Below are 21,829 nucleotides of genomic sequence, written 5' to 3'. Positions count from 1 at the left end.
GAATCGCTCCTTGTTTGGTTAATGAACATTAACTATATACTCAAAAAAGGAGGACTACTTGAGTCCAAGCAGTCCTCTTATTCGGGCATGGATTTCATCTCTAGAAGCGGTCATGTCTTCGGGAAAGATGCCATTGTCGGTAAACACGGCTAATCGAAGCATGCTTCCGATTAGCATGGAGGCGGACAGAAGGGCATCCTGCATCGGGATGGCACCGGTTTGAACACCGGATTGAACCAATTCGGCCGCTGCTTGCAGCGGCACCCGCCGTGTGCACGTAATCTCGTTGAACAGCTCATGCTGCTGGCCGAGCAGCAGCAGTCCGAACCGTTCGTTCTGCAGCCGGTCGACGATATCGTCGACTAAGCCATGCAGCTTCTCCGGGAACGGGCAATCCTTGGTGCGGTGGTAGTCAATCAAGTTCGTGTACTGAACAAGATAGTGAACGAATATTTCGGCTGCCAGCGCCATCTTGCTAGGGAAATGTTTATAGAGTGCAGCATCCGAGACGCCTACTTCTCTTGCTATGTCCTTGATGCTGGTACCGTCTAATCCGTTCTGGGAGAATAGCCGGATGGCGGCCTCTACGATCGCTTGTTTCTTGCTGTCTGAATGTGTAATTTTCATCATGGCCATTATGGTAAATGAACGCTAACCAAAAGTCAATGTGGAATGCTGGCGGATGAAAGAAGCGCGGCGGGAAACGTCAACGGCGTCGAATGCCGGGCCGGGGCAGGAGTTATTCTGATAACGTTGTTAGCATTTCGTTTCGGCATAAATCGAGCCTGTACAACGTTAATTCTATTATTTTCGCTATTTTCATATTCGACAGATGGACAAGGTTATGAAAATTTTGTGTCGGAAGCGGTTCCATAATTAGACAAAGATAATAAGATGGTATATAATTACAATCCTAAATTATGTAACTATAGCTTGTCATTGTGTACTAACGGCACAGATGGCAGAAGAGTTGGAGGCTGGCGAATCTATGGAGTATTTGGCATTGGGCGATTCAATCACGTTCGGGCACGACCTGAAGACGAAGCTTTCTCCTTTTCCGTCTCATGTTCAGATGCTGCTGGAGGAGGAGACCGACGAGGTATCGATGCAAGTGCATGCGAAGCCGGGGTGGACGTCGGATCGATTGATGCAATCGATCTCCAGAAGCAGGGACCGTTTGTGCGAAGAAACTCGGTTGGTGACGCTTGTTATTGGCGGGAACGACGTGATCAGGTACACATTGCCGCTGCTGACCGGCAATACGTCCGGCTTAAGCCGGGCGGCAGAACAGTTGTCGAGCAACATAAGGAGCATCGTCAGTCTCGTATCCCACCCGGGGACGACCATACTTATCGGCACTCTGTATAACCCATTTCCTAACTGGTGGGTAATGGAGAAGACGACGCAAATTATTAACCAGCACATTCGCCGATTGATCGAATGGGACAACGTCCATCTGCTGGACTTGGAACATCTGTTCAAGGGCAACGAGAAGGAGTGGATCGACGGCTACAAAAAAGGGCGCTTTCTCGATCTGCGGCCGATCGGCAATCCGATTCACCCGAATCTGAAAGGGCATGAAGCGATCGCGGAAGAAGTCGTGCGCGTGTATCAACAGATCATTCAAACAAGGAATGAATATCCCCAGAAAGAGGGTGCACTAGCGTACTAGAAAGTCGGATGTGAAGAGTAAGTAACGGATTGTCCTTATAAGAAGATAACTATACGCAAACAGCCCTCCTGCCATTGGCAAGAGGGCTGCTTCTATATTCAGCTCTTATGGCAGAATGTTGCCCGCAGCGCGGTAAATGTCGTACCATTCCTCGCGGGTGAGCACGATATCGCTTGCTTGGATGCAGTCTTTCAGACGGCCGATGTTCATCGAGCCGATAACAGGCTGCATTTTCGCCGGGTGGCGAAGCAGCCAAGCGATGGCGATCGTCGTGTTGCTGACATCGTACTTTTTCGCGATTTCATCAATTTTCTCGTTAAGCTTAGGGAACTTCTCGTTACCTAGGAACACGCCCTCAAAGAAGCCGTATTGGAACGGCGACCAAGGCTGGATCGTTATGTCGTGCAGGCGGCAATAGTCGAGAATGCTGCCGTCGCGGTTGATCGCGGAGTTGTTCTCCATGTTCACGTTCACGCCATTCGAGATCATGTTCGCATTCGTGATGCTAAGCTGCAGCTGGTTGGCAATCAGCGGCTGCTTGACGTATTTTTTGAGCAGCTCGATTTGCATCGGATTCTGGTTGGAGACGCCGAAATGGCGCACTTTGCCGGAGCTTTCGAGCAGATCGAACGCTTCAGCCACTTCCTCAGGCTCGACGAGCGCATCCGGACGGTGCAGCAGCAGAATGTCGAGATAGTCGGTATTCAGCCGTTGCAGGATATTGTCCACCGAGTACAAAATATGCTCCTTCGAAAAATCGAACGTTCCGATATTCGGACGGATGCCGCATTTCGACTGAAGAATGATGTTCTCGCGAACCGAATCGCTCATATGAATCGCTTCCGCGAAAATTTCCTCGCAAGTACCGCCGCCATAAATGTCGGCATGGTCGAAGAAGTTAGCTCCTTCCTCCATTGCCGTCTGCACAAACTTCTCCGCTTCTTGCTTGCTGAGCGAATTAATCCGCATGCAGCCAACGGCTACGACTGGAACTTCCAGATTGCTTGTCCCCAGCTTTATCGTTTTCATTGCTAGGTCCTCCTATACAGGTTTTATGTATGACGATGGGATGCATGGATATGGGCATATCCTTCATGATTGTGACATATAGGGACGGTTGTTTTCAACCTTAGGATCCGGCAATGCCAACGATTCTCGTTTGACTCCTTCGCTGGACGATGAGTACAATAGTTACATTGTTTTGTCGTACGGGCAAGGGAGGATCATGTCACAATGGAAGGCATCGGATTAGTATTGGAAGGGGGAGGCATGCGCGGCATCTACACAGCTGGCGTGCTTCAATATTTTGCGGAACAGCAAATTTATTTTCCGTATACGATCGGTATGTCGGCAGGCGCTTGCATGGGGATCAGCTATTTGTCGAGGCAGCTTGGCCGTAACCGGACGGTGAACGTGAACTGGATCAGTGATCCGCGTTATATTTCATGGAGAAATTATTTAACGCGCGGCGAGTTGTTCGGGATGGACTTTATATTCGACGAGATTCCGAATAAGCTCGTTCCGTTCGATTATGAGACGTTTCAGAACAGCCCGGAGGAATTCGTCATTGGCACAACGGACTGCGATACGGGCGAGACGGTCTATTACCGTAAGAGCGAGGATGGCTTCGATATGCCGACCGTGCTGCGGGCATCCAGTTCGCTGCCTTTCATCGCTTCGATCGTCGAATACGGCGGCAGACGACTGCTCGACGGAGGCATTTCGGACCCGATTCCGATTCGTCAATCGGAGAAGGACGGCAACAGGCGCAACGTCGTTGTGCTGACCCGGAACGAAGATTACCGCAAATCGCGTAATAAGTTCGGATGGTTCGTGAAGCGGGCCTACCGCAAGTTTCCGAAGTTCGTGCAGATTATGCTCACCCGTCACAATATCTATAACGGAACGCTGGATTATGTTGCCGAGCAAGAGGAGAAAGGTGCAGCCTTCGTCATTCGGCCGTCGCAGCCGATGAAAGTCGGACGGATGGAGCGCAACCCTGCGAGGCTCGACGAACTTTACATGCAGGGATATGAAGACGCGAAGCAGCTAATGCCAAAACTTCTGACATGGATGACAGGGCGTTAGTTTAGGATGCCAGGTGAGAGCGCCGATGGTCGGTCGAGGCGCGAGAGCTTATGCGGGCCGAGAGTGAACTTTATGATCGATAGATTTGATCCAAAGTCTGCGTTGATGCGCAGACTTTTTTGTTGTGTGCGCAAGCGGATAGAAATCACGCCCGCCCGTCACTTGTGCGAAAACTGTAAAACAACTGTGTCAAATCTGTTAAATATTAACTTGTTAGATTGATTAATAAGTGGAACAAATTTACTATAATGCCATACCGACCGTTCGGTATGTAACGGGGCTAACGATTATCACTCCCGAAAGGAGGAGCGAAGTGGAACGGAAGGAGACGGCGGCGGATGGTGCTGCTGCGGGAGCGACAAAGCAACGAATTGTCGATACGGCCATTCAGTTGTTCGCGCGAAAAGGTTATGCGGCGGCTTCGATCGCAGATATTTGCCGGGAGGTGCCTTGCAGCAAAGGCGCGGTGTATCACCATTTTACGAGCAAGGAAGACCTGTTTGTTTATATAACGGAGCAGACCTTCACCGCCTCATGGGAACGTTGGAGCGCTATTGCCGCCGGTTATACGACGATAGTCGATAAGCTGTATGCGTTCTCGGAGCATTTCGTCGATACGATGCAGAGGCCGTTGTCGAAGGCGGCGGAGGAGTTTCTGAAGAACGCCGCGGGCGACGAGGCGAGGGTCAAATTCGGTGCAATTGTGATGGGCTTTATGGCAAACTTCGAATCGTTCATTCGAGAAGGAGTCGAATCGGGGGAGTTGAAGCAGCAGGACCCCAGAGAGTTGGCTTTTCTTATCCTTAGCTTCTACTCGGGGCTCAGCGACAGCTATGCTTTCATGCCGAAGGAAGAATTGAAGCCGCTGTTCCGCAATGCGACGTCTTTGCTGTTGGACGGAATACGAAGAACTTAGAAATCGGCCACTAGGAGAGGAGAACGCGGAATGTTTATCGGAGCTAATGAGCAGCAACAGGTGGACTTGTCTATTATTATTCCGGCGCATAATGAGGAGTTATATATCGGAAGATGCTTGGATTCGATCCGGAAGGCGGCAGAGTCGTTCGATGGCAGAATCGAAGTGATCGTCGTGCTGAACCGCTGTACCGATCAGACGAAACGAATTGCCGAGTCCTATAACTGTGTGACCCTTACAGAAGATAGCAAAAACTTGTCTCGCATCCGCAACGAAGGCGTTCGAGCGGCGCGCGGGGAGATCATCGTCACGATCGACGCGGACAGCTGGATGGCGGATAACATGCTGGCTGAGGTGGGCCGGCTGCTGAAGACCGGCCAATATATTGGCGGCGGGGTCGGGAAAATTCAATTCGAGCGGGTATCGTTTGGAATTATTATGTCGGCGCTGGTCATCCTCTTGCCGCTCATGTTGAAGTACGGCAACATTGCGGTCGGGATGTTCTGGTGCCGCAAACGGGACTTCGAAGCGATTGGCGGCTTTAACGAGGAGATGCTGATGACGGAGGACGCGGAATTCGCGAAGCGGCTCAAGCAATGGGGCAAGAAGCAGCGTCTCCAGTTCGGCATCATCAAGCAAGCGACGTTGTTCACTTCGACGCGGAAGTTTGACAAGATGGGCGACTGGGCCATCTTCAAGCATCCGAGCATCATTAAAGGCTACTGGACTGGCGGGAAGAATCGTCACGCCGCCGACATCGCCTACTACGAGAATCAGCAACGATAAACGGGAGGCTCCGCAAGAGGCTGTTGCGAAGGTTGATGGCCTTCATTGTCCTACATTGAGGCTGCTCTTATGGCGAAGAGACTTAATTATATTTAAAGAAACAAAGCCCGTAACCCATGGGGGTTGCGGGCTTTGCGGCGGCTGTTATGCATCTTCGGTCTGGTACCTCGCCAGCGCCCAGGAAGCGGTCTGCCGCATTCGGTGCTTCAGATGGCCGCCTTCAAGCACGCGGACGCGAAGGCCGAGAAACCGGATGCGGGACAGCAGGAACTCGCTCTCGTCGGCGAGGTACGTGACGTGAATCCGGTACTGATCGGCCGTCTCGTCGTAGGAGACCGACTTCTCGAAGCACGAGAACGCGTACAGAATGCGGGACAGCTCGCTATTATAATTAGGTAAGATTCCGATAACCGCTTGCTTCTTCCGTGCCTCCATTAGCTTAGCCACACGTTCGGTTAGCTCTTGGAAGCGCTCGGGCGCGAGCTCCGACGGTTCAACCGCTGCGATATGATGGAGCCTGGTCGACATCAGCGACCGGTTGCGCGTATCGTACCAGAGCAAGTACCATTCCCGCTTGGCCATATTGTATTCCAGCTTGCATGGGAGTCCGCCCTGGTTCTCTTTGATGCCGCCATGCTTCAGCCGGACGGTGAGGCGGACGCCGCCGCTTGCCATCATGATCCGCCGAAGAGGGCGGAGGAGCGGATGGTATACTTGCCGCTGCCGGCTGCGCGCTTTCTCGATGATGATGTCCCGGACATCGCCGTCCATCCCGCTGCTAGCGGCGTCATCCATGTCTGGTGCCTCTTCCATTCCGAGCAGATGGCGCAATTTCACCAAAGTTTCAGGTGCGAAAGCAGCCTCGGCTTCAGGATGGCCGAGCATCGTGCGAAGCCACGTTCTCTCCTGCGAAGTGAGCGCGAACGAGCCCGTCTCGTCGAGGCGGGAGATGATCTGGTAATTAAAAATTTTGTCGAACAGGCTCATAATAGGACGCGATCTCCTTCCAATCCGAGATAAACTCCTTGCGCAGCCAAGCTGGCTCCAGCACCTCGCAGCTGGAACCGAAGCTTCTCAGCCACGGCTTAATCTCATAGATGCCGTTCACTTGAATCTCGAACACGAACGACTCCTCCGACTCTTCCGTAATCTTGCCCCATTGCCCTTGCGCCTGAACGCGCTCCCGGACGAAATTGACGCCGGAGCGGTGGTCCGGGTTGTAGAACCGGGCGACGACCTTAAGCGTGCGCAGCGTATCGGTTACCCAGCTGTTCTCGAGCTGCTCCAGCACGCGCCCAAGCTTATTCTCGAACTCGGCCTCCGGTACGGATTCGCCTTCCTCGAGCTGTGTCAGCCCCTCCATCCGGAACTTGGCGATGCCGGTCCGATCGTTATAGCCGATCAAATACCAGCGTCCGTACTGGTGATCGAAGACGACCCGCAGCGGCAGAATCGTGGTCACGTTCCGCGACTCTTTCTCGTAGAGCGGATTCGTATTTTTCGAAGCGTAGTTCAATCCCTTGCGGGGCGCCAAGTATACAAAATGCAGCTTCTTCCGCTGGCGGACCGCGTTGAAAATCGTATAGAGATGCGCTTCGTCCAGAATGCGCGAGTGATAGTGATACTTATAACGGTGCGTATCCGCTGCAAGGGCATGAATCCCGCGCCCGCGCAGCACCTTCTTCAGCGTGTCCCGCAGAAGATAGCCTTGAACGGAGGGCACCTGCGTGTTGGCGGTCACGTCAACGAAGTCGAACAGATCGAGCAGTTCATCATCCGTCAGTTGGTCAATCAGATCGTTCGCGGCGCGGTACCGGTAAGGACGGGATTCGCCGGACCTCGCAATGACGCCAATCTCTTCTAGGTATTTCAAATCTCCCCGAATCGTCTTCTCATCCGGCGCAGGCACGTCCGCCGGCATCTGCTCGCTGCAGATGTCCTGAAGATCTTTGGCCGTCAGTTCCCGTTCTTGCAGCGAGGAGACGAGCAGCGTCAGGCGGATGCTCTCCGATTCCTTGAGCGACTTGGCCCGGTACAGGAACAGCAGCAGCGGGTCTGCCGACTCGTAGTAGTTGTACCGCAGTCCCTCGGTTAGCTCAGTGCTCTGCTCTGCCGTTAAGTGCGGAGATGAGAGGCTGAGCGTCTGCTTCAGGCTCCGCACCGTTTTGTCCAGCGTATGGACGGATATGCCGAGCCGGGAGGCGAACTGCTGCCGGTTATAGGCTCCCCCTGCCAATGCAACCAGCCGCAGAAATTGGATTTCTTTATCAAAGCTTTCCCGAGCCACAATCGTTCCCCCTAGCATGTCGAATGAATGCCATGATTGTTTCATTGTATCAAGCACAGCATGTGGAGCAAATGGAAAAATGTTCGCTCGCCATACTTTCGCCATGTTCGATCGGCTCCATATGAGGGATTATAAGAGCAGTTAAAGGCATCGTAATTCAGACAGGGGGCGATAGGATGCGAGACATCCATACCGAAATTCAAGATCAGCTAAACAAGATCGAGCAGGAGGAGAACGTCCGCATCCTATATGCATGCGAGTCGGGCAGCAGAGCGTGGGGATTTCCTTCGCAGGACAGCGATTACGACGTGCGGTTTATTTATGTGCGGCCGGTCGATTGGTACTTGTCGATCCAAGACCGGAGGGACGTGATCGAGCGTCCGATCAGCGATCAACTCGACGTGAACGGCTGGGATTTGAAGAAGGCGCTCGGACTGTACCGGAAGTCGAACCCGCCGCTGCTCGAATGGCTGCAGTCGCCGATCCTATATGCCGAGCCCTATAGCGTGGCCGAACAGCTTCGCAGCTTGTCGCAGCAGGCGTTCTCTCCGAAGTCGTGCACCTATCATTACTTGCATATGGCGCGCGGCAACTACCGGATGTACCTGCAGGGCGAGCAGGTGAAGATCAAAAAGTATTTCTACGTGCTTCGGCCGATATTCGCTTGCGAATGGATCGGTCGGTACGGCGATATGCCGCCTATGGCGTTCGAGACGCTGCTGGACCGGATCGTTCCTGCGGACAGCGAATTGTATGAGGCGGTGCAGCAACTGCTGGTGCGGAAGAAATCGGGCGAGGAGCTCGATTACGAGCCTCGAATCGAAGCGATCAACGATTACGTGGAGCGAAGTCTGCCTCGTCTGGAAGCTCAGGCGGCTGCGGCAGCGGCTAACCAGGCGGCAGACTTGAAGCTTGATGACCGACTGGACGGCATGTTCCGTTCCGCGCTCCGGGAAGTGTGGGGCTGAACGATACACGAGTTGTGAGAAGGAGCAAGGGGAGAGGGGAAAACGATGGCAATCGTGCAATTAAGATCGGCGAATCAACAATTTTCTTTTTTGATTAAGAAGAATCCCCATACAGGCATGCTGCTCCGTTCGGTTCGCCAGGGCATGGCGTACGGCTGGTATTCGGACGGCGGCAGTGCCTTCAACGTTTATTTTAAAGATGCGGATAACGAGGTTTCGTATAAGAAGGACGAAGGTGACAGCTTCGAATATTTGAACGTTTCCCGCTATAATACGCCGCTGTTCCCGCTTAATGCGATCGGCGAGTTTTTCTCCGCGCCGTTCAAGGCGCAAGATGAGCGAGACGTGGAAGGGCACGAGCATTCTTTTTTGATCCATATGATTCATATCGAACGGGTGCGGTATATCGAATTCTTCGCTAAGCATATGAAAGATTACCGATTCGAATTGCAGCATCAGGCTCATAAGAGCTATACGTTGACGGTGACGACGGAGAGAAGTCTGTACCATCTGCTGCACGTGGTCAGCGTACTCTGCTTGTTCTTATCGATTGCCGGCGATGAATTTATCGATATCTCAGATGGCGTACTGGACAAATATATTCGCAGCTTGAACGTTATCGATGCGCCGTTCTATATCCGAAGCCTATTCGCGCACAACTTTCTGAAGAAGAGAGACGTGTTCAAAAAGTATAGAGCTGCAATTGAACAGACCGGGCGATACGCAATCAAACTTGAATATGGCGGAACCGCCATGCAGCGCCGCAACTATATCGGATCGGTGCTTTCATTCGATAAGCCGATCCTTGATATCGGATGCGGGGAGGGGTTCTACGCCCTCCCGTTCGCGGGCAAGATCGAGGGGGCTTACTACGCGGTCGATATTAACGAGGAACTGCTGAATGCCGTTGCCCGCAAGGCGGCGGCTAAGGAAATCGATAATATCGCGGTATACCCGTCGTTGGATCGTTTCCTCGAGTCGTACAATGGCGAGCGGGTCGATATTATTTTGACTGAAGTGATTGAACATATGGAGCAAGAAGAAGCGGCGGCATTCCTAAGGCAAATCTGCACGCAGGTCACATTCGACCGATTGGTTATTACGACACCCAATGCCGACTTTAACCGTTTCTATGAGCTGGACGGTTTCCGCCACGAAGATCATAAGTGGGAAATGGGACAGGCAATGTTCCGTGAGTGGCTGGCGGATACGCTTCAAGGGCTGCCGGACATCCAATACGAGTTCACATCGATCGGCGACAGTGTGGACGATATTCATACGACACAGGGCGCTGTCGTTCGCGGGAGAGGAGAGTAGACGATGGAAATCATAACGAAGATGCACACCATATTCATGCTGGTCGGCGCAACGGAGTGCGGCAAAACAACCTTCGCGAAGGAGGTGCTGCTCCCGCAGCTCCGGCTGGAGGATGTCTCCCGCAATTGGCGGGCGAACGTTCAATATTTATCCTCCGATGCGATCCGTCAGGACATTCTAGGCTATGATTACGATAAATACGATCAAGTGATGTTGGAAGCGAGTTCGCACACGTTCCAGCTGTTATTCGAACGGTTAAAGCTAGTGACATCGTTCCCGATCAATGCGGAGTTCGTCATCGTCGACACAACCGGTCTTGCGGATGATTTCCGCAGGAAAGTGCGCGAGACGGCAGAGGAGAACAACTACAACGTAGAAGTGATTCTGTTTGATTACCGCAATCGGGAAGACTACTACGCCTCGGATCGCTCGAAGAAGCTGATTACGAACCATTTGAACCGGCTGCGCAAAGAAGTGCTGCCTGTCTTATCCCGTGAAGACTATGAGAGGGTGCATAAGATCCGGGCAAAAGATTTCTGCGACCCGTCCGCTGGAACCGTGAATCCGGCATATCGGGTAATGGTAAAGGACCGGGATGATTATATCGCTTCGCTGCTGCCGAAGGAGCGGGACTACATTATCGTCGGCGATGTGCACGAATGCGTTCCGGAACTGCAAGGGTTGCTGATGAGTTACGGCTACAAGATCGATAACGGAAAGCTGCTGGCTTCGGATAAATTACGCGATACATCGGTCATTCTCGCCGGCGACTGGATCGACAAAGGAAAGCAGACGCGGGGTATCGTCGAATTTCTGTACAATAACCGGGAGCACTTCCTGTTCGTCATGGGCAATCACGAGAACTTCGTCCATAAGTATATGAAAGGTGAAATACAAGGTGTGGAGCCTGAGCTGCTGGAGTCGTACTTTGATTCGACGCAGGCTCTGCGTGAAGACGCGGAGCTGCTGGGCAAATTCGACGAGCTGGCTGGCCTGTCCAAGCCGTTCTACCGATATATCGGTACGCGCGGGCCGTCCTTCTATGTAACGCATGCGCCCTGCGGCAGCAAATATATCGGCAAGCTGGATAGTATTTCGCTCCGCCATCAGCGTAATTTCAGGCTCGACCGGGATAAGCCGTTCGAGAAGCAACTCGCTTTTCTTGCAGAGGAAGCTGTGAACAATCACCCGTATCATGTCTTCGGGCACGTCGCAGCGAAGCAGCCGTTCCGTATCCGTAATAAAATTCATATCGATACGGGCGGCGTTCAGGGCAATGTGCTGACGTCGGTTCGGATATCGGGCAAGCCGCTGTATAAAAGTTTTAAGTCGCAGACCGCAGCGCTGCAAGAGGAGCTGCCAGTACTGTTCCAAGAGAAACAAGCCGTCTCGCTGCAGGAGCTCGATGACGAGTCGGTACTCCGGCTGCGTTACTGCTCACGCAACCGGATCAACTTCATCTCCGGAACGATGTCTCCGGCAGATAAGGATGCGGCGCAGGGACAATTGGAATCGCTGGGCCGAGGACTCGATTACTTCAAAAGCCACGGCGTGACGGAAGTTGTGCTGCAGCCGAAATATATGGGGTCGCGCTGCAATGTGTATTTGCACCGGGATATTGGGCAATGCTATGCGGTCAGCCGCAACGGCTACAAGGTTAAAGCTGTCGATCTGGATCCGGTGTATGAAGCGCTGCTGCGGAAATTCGGCGCTTATATGAGAGAACACGGCATCGAGATTATGCTGCTCGACGGCGAACTGCTTCCTTGGAAAGCGCTCGGAGAAGGGTTGATTGACCGTCAATTCGGGCCGATCGGTAAAGCGTTGGAGACGGAAATCGAATTTTTGCGGCAGAACGGGTTTGAAGAATCGTTCGGCAAGCTGGTTCAAGATTATGAGGCGAGCGGTTTCGAGAAGGATCAGCATCATATGCCGAAGAATGAGCTTAGCGAGAAGCATGGAGCAAGCACGTACCAGAATTATAAAAATGTCCGCGAGATCCGCGATGCCTACGTACCGCTCGACACGCATGCGGAAGCCTATAGCGTCTACAAGCGGCAAATGGACTTGTATGCAGGGGATGCGGAGTTGGAGTACAAACCGTTCTCCATTCTGAAGGAAGTGATGGTAAGCGGTGAAGAGCGGATTCCAGAGGGCCGGACGTCGGACATGTACCGCATGCTGAACGATGACGAGTGTCTGGTTCTCGATCTGACGCAAGCAGATGCGTATGCGAAGGCGGAACAATTTTTCTCGAAGCTGACGGTGGAAGAGCACATGGAGGGCGTCGTCATTAAGCCGGAGCGGGAAGCGGCAGGCGTTGTGCCTTATATGAAAGTCCGCAATGAAGGCTACTTGTCGATCATTTATGGTTACGACTACAAATTCCCTTACAAATATAATAAGCTCATGAAACAGAAGAGTATTGGCTCCAAGCTGCGGACTTCCGGAGGCGAGCACCGGATCGGGCAGCAAATGCTGGCGGTCAAGCTGCATGATATTGCGCCGGATAACGAAGCCTATGCCCAGATTACGGCTAACCTGTTGTTCGAGGTTGCCAAGGAGAAGGGGATCGATCCAAGGCTGTAAATCTTAACAGAACGATTATTTCAAGGAGTGTCTACCGATGTCTTATCAAATAATCGACGGCGTGCGGGTATGGGGCAACCCGGACCCTGGCGCGCTGTCGCAGGCCAAGACATGTGCGGAGCATGGCAACGTCATGCGCGCGCTGCTGATGGCCGACCATCATAAAGGGTACAGCCAGCCGATCGGCGGCGTTGTCGCATACGAGGGGCAAATATCGCCGTCGGGTGTCGGCTACGATATCGGCTGCGGCAATAAGGCGGTACGGACGAATCTGTTGGCCGCCGATCTGAAGCCGATGCTGCCGCAGCTTATGAACCGCATTGCGAAGCAGGTGTCGTTCGGCATTGGACGCGTCAACAGCGAGAAAGTCGACCACGAGCTGTTCGACGATCCGGATTGGGCCGTTTATGCAGCCGTCGGGCGGCAAGAGCACGACAAGCTGAAAGCGCTGGCGAGGGATCAGCTCGGTACGGTCGGGAGCGGGAACCACTACGTGGATCTGTTCGAGGAGCCGAGCACCGGCAGGGTGTGGATCGGCAACCATTTCGGCAGCAGAGGGTTCGGGCATAAGACGGCCAGCGGGTTTATGAATCTGGCGGCAGGTCGAGGCTTCCTTGCGAAAGCGCCGGGAGAGTCGATGGACCAGCCGCCCGTGCTGCTCGATCTGGACAGCGAACTTGGCGACATGTACTTGCGGGCAATGAAGCTCGCCGGCCGATACGCATATGCGGGACGTGACTACGTTATCGAGCAGGTATTGTCCATTCTCGGCGCCGAAGCCGACTTTGCTGTGCATAATCATCACAACTACGCTTGGCAGGAGCGTCACGAGGGCCGGGATGTGACGGTTGTCCGCAAAGGCGCGACGCCTTCCGCTCCGGGGCAGCTTGGATTTATCGGAGGCAGCATGGGGGATGTTTCGGTCATCGTGCGGGGGAAGGATACGGATGAGAACCGGGAGTCGCTATACAGCACCGTTCATGGCGCAGGACGTACCATGAGCCGGACGCAAGCGGCGGGTAAAATGAACTGGAAGACGCGCCAGCGTACCGGCGGCCAAATTTCTTCCGAGCAAATGATGCAGGCTGTGCGCAGCTACGGTGTCGAGCTTCGGGGAGCCGGCACGGATGAGAGTCCGTTCGTCTACCGTAAGCTTCAAGAAGTACTGGATGCGCATGCAGAGACGATTGAGGTGCTTCACGAGTTGAAGCCGATCGGCGTATGTATGGCGGGGGCGGATGAACTCGATCCATATAAAGATTAAGATAAAAATTAAAAATGGGATTTGCTTTATTTGTCCCGGTATGGTATTGTAGAAGAACATAAATCGTGACCTAATTCACATAACGTAGAGGGTTATTATTTTTGATGCATAACCTAATGCGGGCTGTGAATTTTTTATTGTGAATTTACAAATTCGATGGTCATGGAATCTATATAAGGGTGGTAATACACATGGTACAAGGTACAGTTAAATGGTTCAACGCAGAAAAAGGTTTCGGTTTCATCGAAGTTGAAGGCGGCAACGATGTATTCGTTCACTTCAGCGCAATCACGGGCGAAGGCTTCAAAACGCTCGACGAAGGTCAACGCGTAGAATTCAACATCGTTCAAGGCAACCGTGGTCCACAAGCTGAGAACGTAGTAAAACTGTAAGGTAGAGCAGCCGTGCCCCGAACGATAAGTTTGGGGCATTTTTTATCGCGGAATCGAATCTGGATAGAGAGAGAGGGATGTTCTTGTATTATTCCCGCAAACGACCGCAAGAAGAGTTGCCAGAGCAACTGACGCCAATATGGTCTTGCTCGAATGAGAACTGCAAGGGATGGATGAGGGATAATTTTGCTTTCTCGACGACACCCATATGCTCCTTATGTCAATCCGAGATGGTGAGAAGCGAGAAAATGCTCGTCGCGCTCATGAACACGAGTGTTGCGAAAACAAAATCCGAAACGTGACGAGGCGTAAGCTCGAATAAGCGGCGCCTCGGCCGCAGTATATAAATAAATCAGGCCCGCCTTGTTCGTTCTAACGGAACGAACAAGGCGGGCCTGATTTATTTCCGATTCGCTATTGGCCGTTCTTTGTTTGTGCTGGCGCGTGCGGAAAGTACCAAACAGTTTGTTCGTTTGTTTGGTTGTTGTTGCAAACGTTTGAATAACAACGGTGGTGAGTCGTTAGTCCGATTCTTTTGGAAACGCTTTATTATATGATGTGGATGCGGACTGTATAGTCCGCTAAAACTAAATTTTAACGGGAGTGATGGGCGTTGTTGGCTAGAAGAATCAGATGGGTGGGACGATTATTATGTTTGTCGATGTTAGCTTATTTGTTAGTTCCGTTAGGAGGTGTCGTGCGAGCAGATACCGTCGCGCAGGACCGGGTATATGACTTCGAGGACGGTACGGACATGGGGTGGTGGCCTGGATGGGGCGACGCGCTTGGCGCTGTGCAAGTCAGTGATGATTTAAGCGTTACGGGCAATCAGTATGCACTGAGGATCGACACGAGTTACAACAATGACGCCGAATGGCAAAATGCAGCGATTCACGCCATGCATGGGCTTGATCTAGCGAAGTATGCGAATTATGAATACGATCTTTACGTACCGGCATCATTTCCTGGCACGTTGTCGGTCAGCACGGCGCTGAACAGCCCGTGGAACGAATTGAACTACTCGAATCATAACATTCCTTCTCTTGCTTCCTCCGCAGAAACGATCAACGGCAGATCCTATGTGACGATTCACAAAAAGGTCTCGCTTCCTTCCAGTGCACCACAATCCGAACTTGTTATCCAGCTGCAGAAGAATGGCGATCTAGTCTATAACGGTCCTATCTATCTGGACAACGTGAAGCTGACGCCGCGTACCGACATGCCGACGCAGCCGCCGGGCAACTCGAATATCATTGGCCCTATCCCAGCGAAGGAGGCGGTGCTCGCGGGCAGCGGTCCTGTGTTCCAGACGGGTCCTGTATGGGGTGATGAGCTGTATGCAGGCGATGGTTATGTCTCGTTCTTCTATGAGGCGGACGACGCCAATCCGGGCACGGCGACATGGAGTGTGAACACGCCTGACCAAGGGCTGTACACGCTGTACGTCGGCTATTATGCGCCATACGGCTACAAAGAGACGACACTGATCGTGAATGGACAGACAAGCGGCAACGCTGCGCTTCCGGTGCCGGCGGATGGCGCGGTCGTCAGCGAGCAGTCTTTGGGCAAAGTGCTGCTGAATGCAGGCGCCAATACGATCGGCTTCGGCCGCAATTGGGGCTATTACGGGATCGAGTATATTAAGCTCGTGTCGGACAAGCCGGTTCCAGACCGGGTCGAAGCCGAAACCGGCGTGCTCGAAGGCGGCGTAACGGCCGGATCGGACGGTACGGGCTATTCCGGCACCGGCTATGCCTTTATGCAGGGCAGCGGTTCGATTACGCTGACGTACAACGCGAAGTCGGCGGGGTTATACGATTTTGCCATCGGGTACCGAGCCCCGTTCGGTTACAAAGAAACGAATGTGCTGCTGAACGGGCAGCCGAGCTCGAGCGTCCAGCTGCCGGAGACGACTGATTTTACCGAGAAATCGGCGGGTAAGCTGCTGCTTGTCGAGGGGGAGAATACGATCCGGTTCGAGCCGTTCTGGGGCTGGTATCACCTCGATTACATCGCGCTGACGCCATCGGCTCCGCCGAAAGAGCATAAAGTGGCGAAGACGCTCGTCAACCCGAACGCGTCGCCGGAAGCGAAAGCGCTCCATAACTATTTGGTCGATCAATACGGCAAGCACATCATCGCCGGGCAGCAAAGCTTGTCCAATGCGGAATGGATCAACGAACAGACGGGCAAGTATCCGGCGCTCGTGTCGTTCGATATGATCGAATATTCGCCTTCGCGCGTCGAGCACGGTTCGACTTCCCATGAGGTAGAGGACATGATCGAGTGGGCGGAGCGCGGCGGCATCATCTCGCTCTGCTGGCACTGGAATTCGCCGATCGGCTATTACGACGAGCCGGGCAAGGAATGGTGGCGGGGCTTCTACACCGAATTTACGACGTTCGATCTGGAATATGCGCTGAGCCATCCGGAGTCGCAGGAGTATCAGCTGCTGCTGCGGGATATTGACGCAATCTCTGCGCAGCTTCAGCGATTGGAGGATCTCGGCATACCGGTAATTTGGCGGCCGCTGCATGAGGCGGAAGGGGGCTGGTTCTGGTGGGGCGCGAAAGGTCCTGAGGCGGCCAAGCAATTGTGGCGTCTCATGTACGACCGGATGACGAATGTGAATGGCTTGGACAACCTGATCTGGCTGTGGAACTCGGCATCGCCGGAATGGTATCCGGGTGATGACGTGGTCGACATCATCAGCGCGGATATTTATAATGCAGCGGGCGACTACAGCCCGAACAGCAACAAGTATGAACAACTGGTCAACCTTGTCGGAGATAGGAAACTAGTCACGCTGCCGGAGAACGGACCGATTCCGGATCCGGATCTGCTCCAAATCTATAAAGCGGACTGGAGCTGGTTCAGCACGTGGAACGACTATTTTATCCGCGATGGCGTTACGAACACGGCTGAGCATTTGGATAAAGTGTTCAACAGCGATTATGTTCTGACGCTCGATGAACTGCCGAACAATCTGCTCACGTATGGGATGCCGGTTACGTCTGCTTTACTGTCGGACACGGCCGTTGTGAACGGCTGGTATAAGGGCGATGTGACGGTAACGTTGAACGCGTCCGCACAGACCGAAGGAGATGTTGTAACGAAATACACGATTAACGGCGGAGAGCCTGTCGTGTATACAGAGCCGTTCACGGTCAGCGGCGAAGGGGTTACGGCGGTTTCTTATTACTCGACCGATGCTGCAGGCAATAGGGAAAGTGCGCATACGCTCAGCATAGCGATCGACCGTGTCGCTCCGGTTGTTAAGCTGCTGCAGAACGGTCATGAGACTGCAGGCGTGACGCCTGGAGATTCGCTCTCGTTCCAACTGGAGAGCACGGATGCGGGCTCTGGCCTTGCTTCCGAGCAGCTGTTGCTGGATGGACAGCCGATAGCGGAGAACGAGCAGGTTAACACGAGCCAGCTTAGCGCTGGTGTTCATACGATCGTCTATACCGTAACCGACCAAGCAGGCAATGCGGCATCCGGCAGCGCGGCCTTCGAAGTCGCTCCGATTCTCGCGACCGGCAAGCCGGGCAAGCCGGTGCTGTCGCATAACAATGGGTTCGATACGGGATTGCGGGACGGCAGTTATACAGTCACGATGAATATGTACTACGGCAGCAACGGCACAACGTACAAGTCGTATGAGAATGGCGTGTTGATCGGCGAGCGCCGTCTGGCTGACGCTTCACCGTCAGCGCAATCTTCTGTAATAGACGTGTCGGGCAAGCCGAATGGTACGTATACGTACACTTGCGAGCTGACGAATGTGTTCGGCACGACCGCTTGCGATCCGATGGACGTCGTCGTAGACGCCGCCAATCCGGGCAGCGCGGATCTGTCGCACGACAACTGGGACGGGGATGGCACGTATAACGTGAAGATGAATCTGTACTTTGGCACGAATGCGACGAAGTATGTGCTTTACGAGAACGGCCAGCCAATTGACACGCAGACGCTGACAGCGGCAACGCCGGGTGCGCAGCAGGCGGTGACTTCGATTAGCGGACGAGCAGCCGGCACGTACACGTATTACTGTGAGCTTGTGAACGACAGTGGTTCGACTGCGAGCCAGAGCATAGCGGTTGTGGTGAACAAATAAAGGGCTGGTGCGCCGCGCCGCTGCAGTAACTCCACTGCTGCAAGTCGTTAGCGTGCAACCTGCACGGAGAGTTACTCCAAGCCGTTAGCCGGACACTGGCTGACACGGATTGTCGCTCTAATGCGTTAGCGCGGCATCTTGTATGTATTCCGAAATCAACATATTGACAGCAAATGCTAAACGCCCTTATTATAGCCATATCTTAAACAGGAAGGAGGCCGATTGACATGACCGTTATTCAACGAATGAACCGCACCGACGCAATGCCGCTAATGTCGCAACAGAATATGACGTTCATTGTCCATCGGCCTCTACGGGCCCTAGCGAAGGAAAGACAAGGATAACAGGTGTGCGCGTCAGGTCTGCATAGCAGATCGGGCGAGCTTATACCAACGTATCTTTCGATTTGTTGCGCAGCAGACCGTAAGCTTTCGGGCTTACGGTCTTTTTGCGTTCATTTAACGGCGTTCATGTTCAGCGACAGCAACAATTAGCGATGATAAGCAGCCATTAACAACGATTATCAACCATTTGCAACGGTCAGCAACAATAGCAAGCATACAAGCTTTAGCACCATAAAACGAACAAACAAGTGAGGTTAGAGTCCATTTATGATAGTAGCGAATCCCTATTACCGGCGTATCGATCTTCCTGCGGGAGATCTCCATGTGTACGCCAAAGACGACTTATTCCATGCCATGGGAGCGAAGGTGCTCGAGATGGCGAACAACAATTTGCAAATCCCGAACATTCGGTATATGAGCTATACGCCGGACGCGCACGTCGGCGTCGGCACGTGCATCGGCACAACAGCGGTATGGGAGGCGGAATATGGCTACGTATCGCCATCGATCGTCGGCAGTGATATCGGCTGCGGCATGCGGGTGCAATTGACGAATTTGCATGAGAGTGATCTGAAAGATGTGAAGCTGAAGCGCCGTCTGGTCAAAGCGATCGAGAAGCTGATTCCGGTCGAGAATCATGCCAGAGGGCATTACTCCGACATCCGGCTCGAGCATGTGCTGATCAAAGGCTTGCATGGTCTTCCCGGTAAATATGTTCCCGATTCTTATACACCGAAGAAAGCAACGTCGCTGACACATGTCGAGAGCAGCCGCTACCGGTTCGAGGAGGAAGTGCTTGACCGGATTCCGGAGCCGCTCTGGCACCGGTCGCACCGGCAGCTCGGCACGCTCGGCGGCGGCAACCACTTCATTGAGCTGCAGTCGATCCGCATTCACGAGGAGAACCGCTCGATTGCCGAGCAATGGGGGCTACGCGACGGCCAGGTTGCCGTCATGATTCACTCCGGCTCCCGCTCGTGGGGCGGCGCGGTCAACCAGTACTGCGTGTCGGAGGTGGCCAAAACGATGCGCAAGCTCGGACTAGGCACGGCCGATCCGAAGCTGGCGTTCGCACCGCTGGACAGCGAAGCGGGCCATACGTACGCGAACTTGATGTATTCGGCGCTCAATTACGCGGTCGTGAACCGGCACCTGATGGGCTATGCCGTCCGTGAAGCGTTCCGCGATGTGCTCGGACCGCAAGCGGAATTCAGGACGCTGTATGATCTAATGCATAATTATGCGGCATGGGAGCAGCACGGCGAGAAGCAGCTGTTCGTACATCGCAAGGGAGCGACTCGCGCGCTGCCTGCCGGCCATCCGGACAATCCGGCGCCATACATGGAGACGGGGCATCCTGCGCTTATTCCGGGCTCGATGGGGTCGTCCTCCTACTTGATGGTCGGCGTACCGGAAGGGGAACGCAATCACCACTCCATCTGCCACGGCGCAGGCCGGGCTCGTTCGCGCAATGCATCGAAGCAACTTGTGAAACTTAGTGATTTCGAAAAGGCGCTTCGCATCGGGGAAGCAGATGAGATTGTCGTCAACCATCGGTCGCTCGAATCGATTATCGACGAGTCGCCGCAAGCCTATAAAGACGTAGACCAAATTATCGAAAGCGTAGTCGGCGCTCGGCTGGCAGCCGTCGTGGCGAAGTGCAGCCCGCTGGCGACAATCAAAGGAGTGTGATCGTGTAGATGACCCTAACGAAACAAATAGCGAAGCCTTCTTTCATTATCGAATCGGATCGCTTCGCAACAGGTGTGCTGGAAAAGAACGACTATTTTAATTACGCCGCGGCGATTCGAGGCGTGATCGGATTGCTTAACGAGCGGTACGGAGGGCAGTTTCAAATCTATTCCGAAGATAACAGCAACGATGTCTGGAGCAGCCTTGAAGACGATATCCGCAGCGGATACGCAGGCATAGAGCATGCAACGAGCGTATACGACCTCGTCGAGACGAGGGAATTCCGGTTCGTCGTCGACGCCGAGCCTGAGCAGTCGGGCTACGATATTCGGCTCGCCACCCGCAACAACGTCTTCGTTTATCCGGAATACCGGGTCGCCTTCGCGAGGATGCCGGTTATGCAGCGCTATGGGCTTGGGTACGAAGATATTATTTTCAGCGAAAATGATAATGGCCTGACGCGCTGTCTTAACGCCATGCGGCAGCGTCAACTCGCGAACCGGGAGATCGTCGTATTCACCGATACGAGCGACGGCTTGGACCGGAAGAGGGAGGCCTCGGCCAAAGCCGTCACGCGCGATGATGTCTTCTTGGACGAGTCGCTGAAGGCGCAAATTTACCGGTCGGTCGACGAGTTTTTCTCGAAGGACAGGGGATTTTTCCAAACGTACGGCATTCCTTACAAAAGAGGCGTGCTGCTGTACGGCAAGCCGGGCAACGGCAAGACGACGCTCGTAAAGTCGATTGCGTCCACCGTCGCCGCCCCGATCGCGTATTGGCAAATTACCGAGCATACGTCGAGCGGCTCCATTAGCGAAGTGTTCCAGGCTGCGGTCAATATGGCACCGATGGTGCTGGTCATTGAAGATATCGATTCGATGCCGGCGTCGTGCCGTTCGTTCTTCCTGAACACGCTAGACGGTGCGACGTCGAAGGACGGCGTCTTCCTGATCGGCACGACGAACTATCCGGAGCGGATCGATCCGGCGCTTATGAACCGGGCTGGGCGGTTCGACCGGGCGTACGAGGTGAAGCTGCCGGATGAGGCAACTCGCTGCGCCTATATGATCCGCCGGGGAATGGGGCGTCTCGTCGATGAGACGTACATTGCTCAGGCGGCGCGGCAGACGGAAGGATTCTCGCTTGCGCAGCTTAGCGAGCTGTACGTATCAGCTGCGCTGCAGCAGCATTATGAGCATGCGGTCGATCTTCAGCGGCTCATTGACGAGATGAAATCCGATTATTCCAAAAGCCGCAGCGGCGATTGGATGGCGGATCCGTCTGTCCGCCGGGTAGGATTCGCCTGATCGAAGAAACAGCCGCCGATTACAAGCGAGGATAGGTTGGAATATCAAGAGGATGACTGCGTTGCGCGGTCATCCTCAGCAATAGAGCAG

17 protein-coding genes are annotated in these 21,829 nt (G+C 53.7%); 13 read left to right on the top strand and 4 right to left on the bottom strand.

The features are described from left to right. Positions 1-54: 54 nt before the first annotated feature. The gene (locus PKO01S_RS10750) at positions 55-636 is read right to left on the bottom strand and encodes a TetR/AcrR family transcriptional regulator (protein WP_127531345.1); all 582 of its coding nucleotides are present in this window, start codon (positions 634-636) and stop codon (positions 55-57) included. A 352-nt stretch (positions 637-988) separates the two neighbouring features. On the opposite strand from PKO01S_RS10750, the gene PKO01S_RS10745 reads away from it, so the two are divergent. Then, entirely contained in the window at positions 989-1,672 is a 684-nt protein-coding gene (locus tag PKO01S_RS10745) for an SGNH/GDSL hydrolase family protein (protein WP_164779564.1), read from the top strand. A gap of 105 nt (positions 1,673-1,777) precedes the next feature. Here PKO01S_RS10745 and PKO01S_RS10740 read toward each other — a convergent pair whose 3' ends face one another. Continuing rightward, positions 1,778-2,701, bottom strand: a complete 924-nt coding sequence (locus PKO01S_RS10740) for an aldo/keto reductase (RefSeq protein WP_127531343.1) — start codon at positions 2,699-2,701, stop codon at positions 1,778-1,780. Between the two features lie 204 nt (positions 2,702-2,905). Here PKO01S_RS10740 and PKO01S_RS10735 point away from each other — a divergent pair, with 204 nt between their 5' ends. The 3 genes from PKO01S_RS10735 to PKO01S_RS10725 all read left to right on the top strand — a co-directional run bounded on the left by PKO01S_RS10735 (position 2,906) and on the right by PKO01S_RS10725 (position 5,462). Further along, complete coding sequence (locus tag PKO01S_RS10735; protein WP_127531342.1) at positions 2,906-3,760, top strand: patatin-like phospholipase family protein; 855 nt, start codon at positions 2,906-2,908, stop codon at positions 3,758-3,760. 313 nt (positions 3,761-4,073) lie between these two features. Next, a complete protein-coding gene (locus PKO01S_RS10730; RefSeq protein ID WP_127531341.1) occupies positions 4,074-4,676 on the top strand; it encodes a TetR/AcrR family transcriptional regulator in 603 nt (200 codons plus the stop codon). Positions 4,677-4,706: 30 nt separating this feature from the next. Then, on the top strand, positions 4,707-5,462 hold the full coding sequence (locus PKO01S_RS10725) for a glycosyltransferase (RefSeq protein ID WP_127531340.1): 756 nt from the start codon (positions 4,707-4,709) through the stop codon (positions 5,460-5,462). A gap of 144 nt (positions 5,463-5,606) precedes the next feature. On the opposite strand, the gene PKO01S_RS10720 is transcribed toward PKO01S_RS10725, so the two are convergent. Together PKO01S_RS10720 and PKO01S_RS10715 are read right to left on the bottom strand one after the other, a co-directional pair. Further along, positions 5,607-6,449, bottom strand: coding sequence for a WYL domain-containing protein (locus PKO01S_RS10720; RefSeq protein WP_127531339.1), 843 nt, complete (start codon positions 6,447-6,449; stop codon positions 5,607-5,609). Continuing rightward, a complete protein-coding gene (locus tag PKO01S_RS10715) occupies positions 6,424-7,749 on the bottom strand; it encodes a helix-turn-helix transcriptional regulator (protein WP_127531428.1) in 1,326 nt (441 codons plus the stop codon). Before PKO01S_RS10715 ends, PKO01S_RS10720 begins: the two co-directional genes overlap by 26 nt. 176 nt (positions 7,750-7,925) lie before the next feature. Between PKO01S_RS10715 and PKO01S_RS10710 the strand changes: the two genes are divergently transcribed. The 9 genes from PKO01S_RS10710 to PKO01S_RS10670 all read left to right on the top strand — a co-directional run bounded on the left by PKO01S_RS10710 (position 7,926) and on the right by PKO01S_RS10670 (position 21,739). Then, complete coding sequence (locus PKO01S_RS10710) at positions 7,926-8,717, top strand: nucleotidyltransferase domain-containing protein (RefSeq protein ID WP_127531338.1); 792 nt, start codon at positions 7,926-7,928, stop codon at positions 8,715-8,717. Between the two features lie 45 nt (positions 8,718-8,762). Beyond that, a complete protein-coding gene (locus PKO01S_RS10705) occupies positions 8,763-10,034 on the top strand; it encodes a class I SAM-dependent methyltransferase (RefSeq protein WP_127531337.1) in 1,272 nt (423 codons plus the stop codon). Positions 10,035-10,037: 3 nt separating this feature from the next. Further along, complete coding sequence (locus PKO01S_RS10700) at positions 10,038-12,623, top strand: metallophosphoesterase (RefSeq protein WP_127531336.1); 2,586 nt, start codon at positions 10,038-10,040, stop codon at positions 12,621-12,623. 37 nt (positions 12,624-12,660) lie between these two features. Continuing rightward, positions 12,661-13,887, top strand: a complete 1,227-nt coding sequence (locus PKO01S_RS10695) for an RtcB family protein (protein WP_127531335.1) — start codon at positions 12,661-12,663, stop codon at positions 13,885-13,887. Positions 13,888-14,078: 191 nt separating this feature from the next. Then, entirely contained in the window at positions 14,079-14,279 is a 201-nt protein-coding gene (locus PKO01S_RS10690; RefSeq protein WP_127531334.1) for a cold-shock protein, read from the top strand. Between the two features lie 77 nt (positions 14,280-14,356). Further along, complete coding sequence (locus tag PKO01S_RS10685; RefSeq protein ID WP_407669644.1) at positions 14,357-14,581, top strand: cold-shock protein; 225 nt, start codon at positions 14,357-14,359, stop codon at positions 14,579-14,581. A gap of 395 nt (positions 14,582-14,976) precedes the next feature. After that, positions 14,977-18,396, top strand: a complete 3,420-nt coding sequence (locus PKO01S_RS10680; protein WP_164779563.1) for a glycosyl hydrolase — start codon at positions 14,977-14,979, stop codon at positions 18,394-18,396. A 611-nt stretch (positions 18,397-19,007) separates the two neighbouring features. After that, positions 19,008-20,432 (top strand): RtcB family protein, encoded by a 1,425-nt coding sequence (locus tag PKO01S_RS10675; protein ID WP_127531331.1) that lies wholly within the window; start codon positions 19,008-19,010, stop codon positions 20,430-20,432. Positions 20,433-20,440: 8 nt separating this feature from the next. Next, positions 20,441-21,739: an AAA family ATPase gene (locus PKO01S_RS10670; RefSeq protein ID WP_127531330.1), complete on the top strand. Its 1,299-nt coding sequence runs from the start codon at positions 20,441-20,443 to the stop codon at positions 21,737-21,739. The last annotated feature ends 90 nt before the right edge of the window (positions 21,740-21,829 follow it).

Source organism: Paenibacillus kobensis NBRC 15729 (genome assembly GCF_004000825.1).
Lineage (GTDB): Bacteria > Bacillota > Bacilli > Paenibacillales > Paenibacillaceae > Paenibacillus_T > Paenibacillus_T kobensis.
Note: the sequence above shows the minus strand (reverse complement) of the source record. Positions and strands in the feature narration are given on the sequence as shown.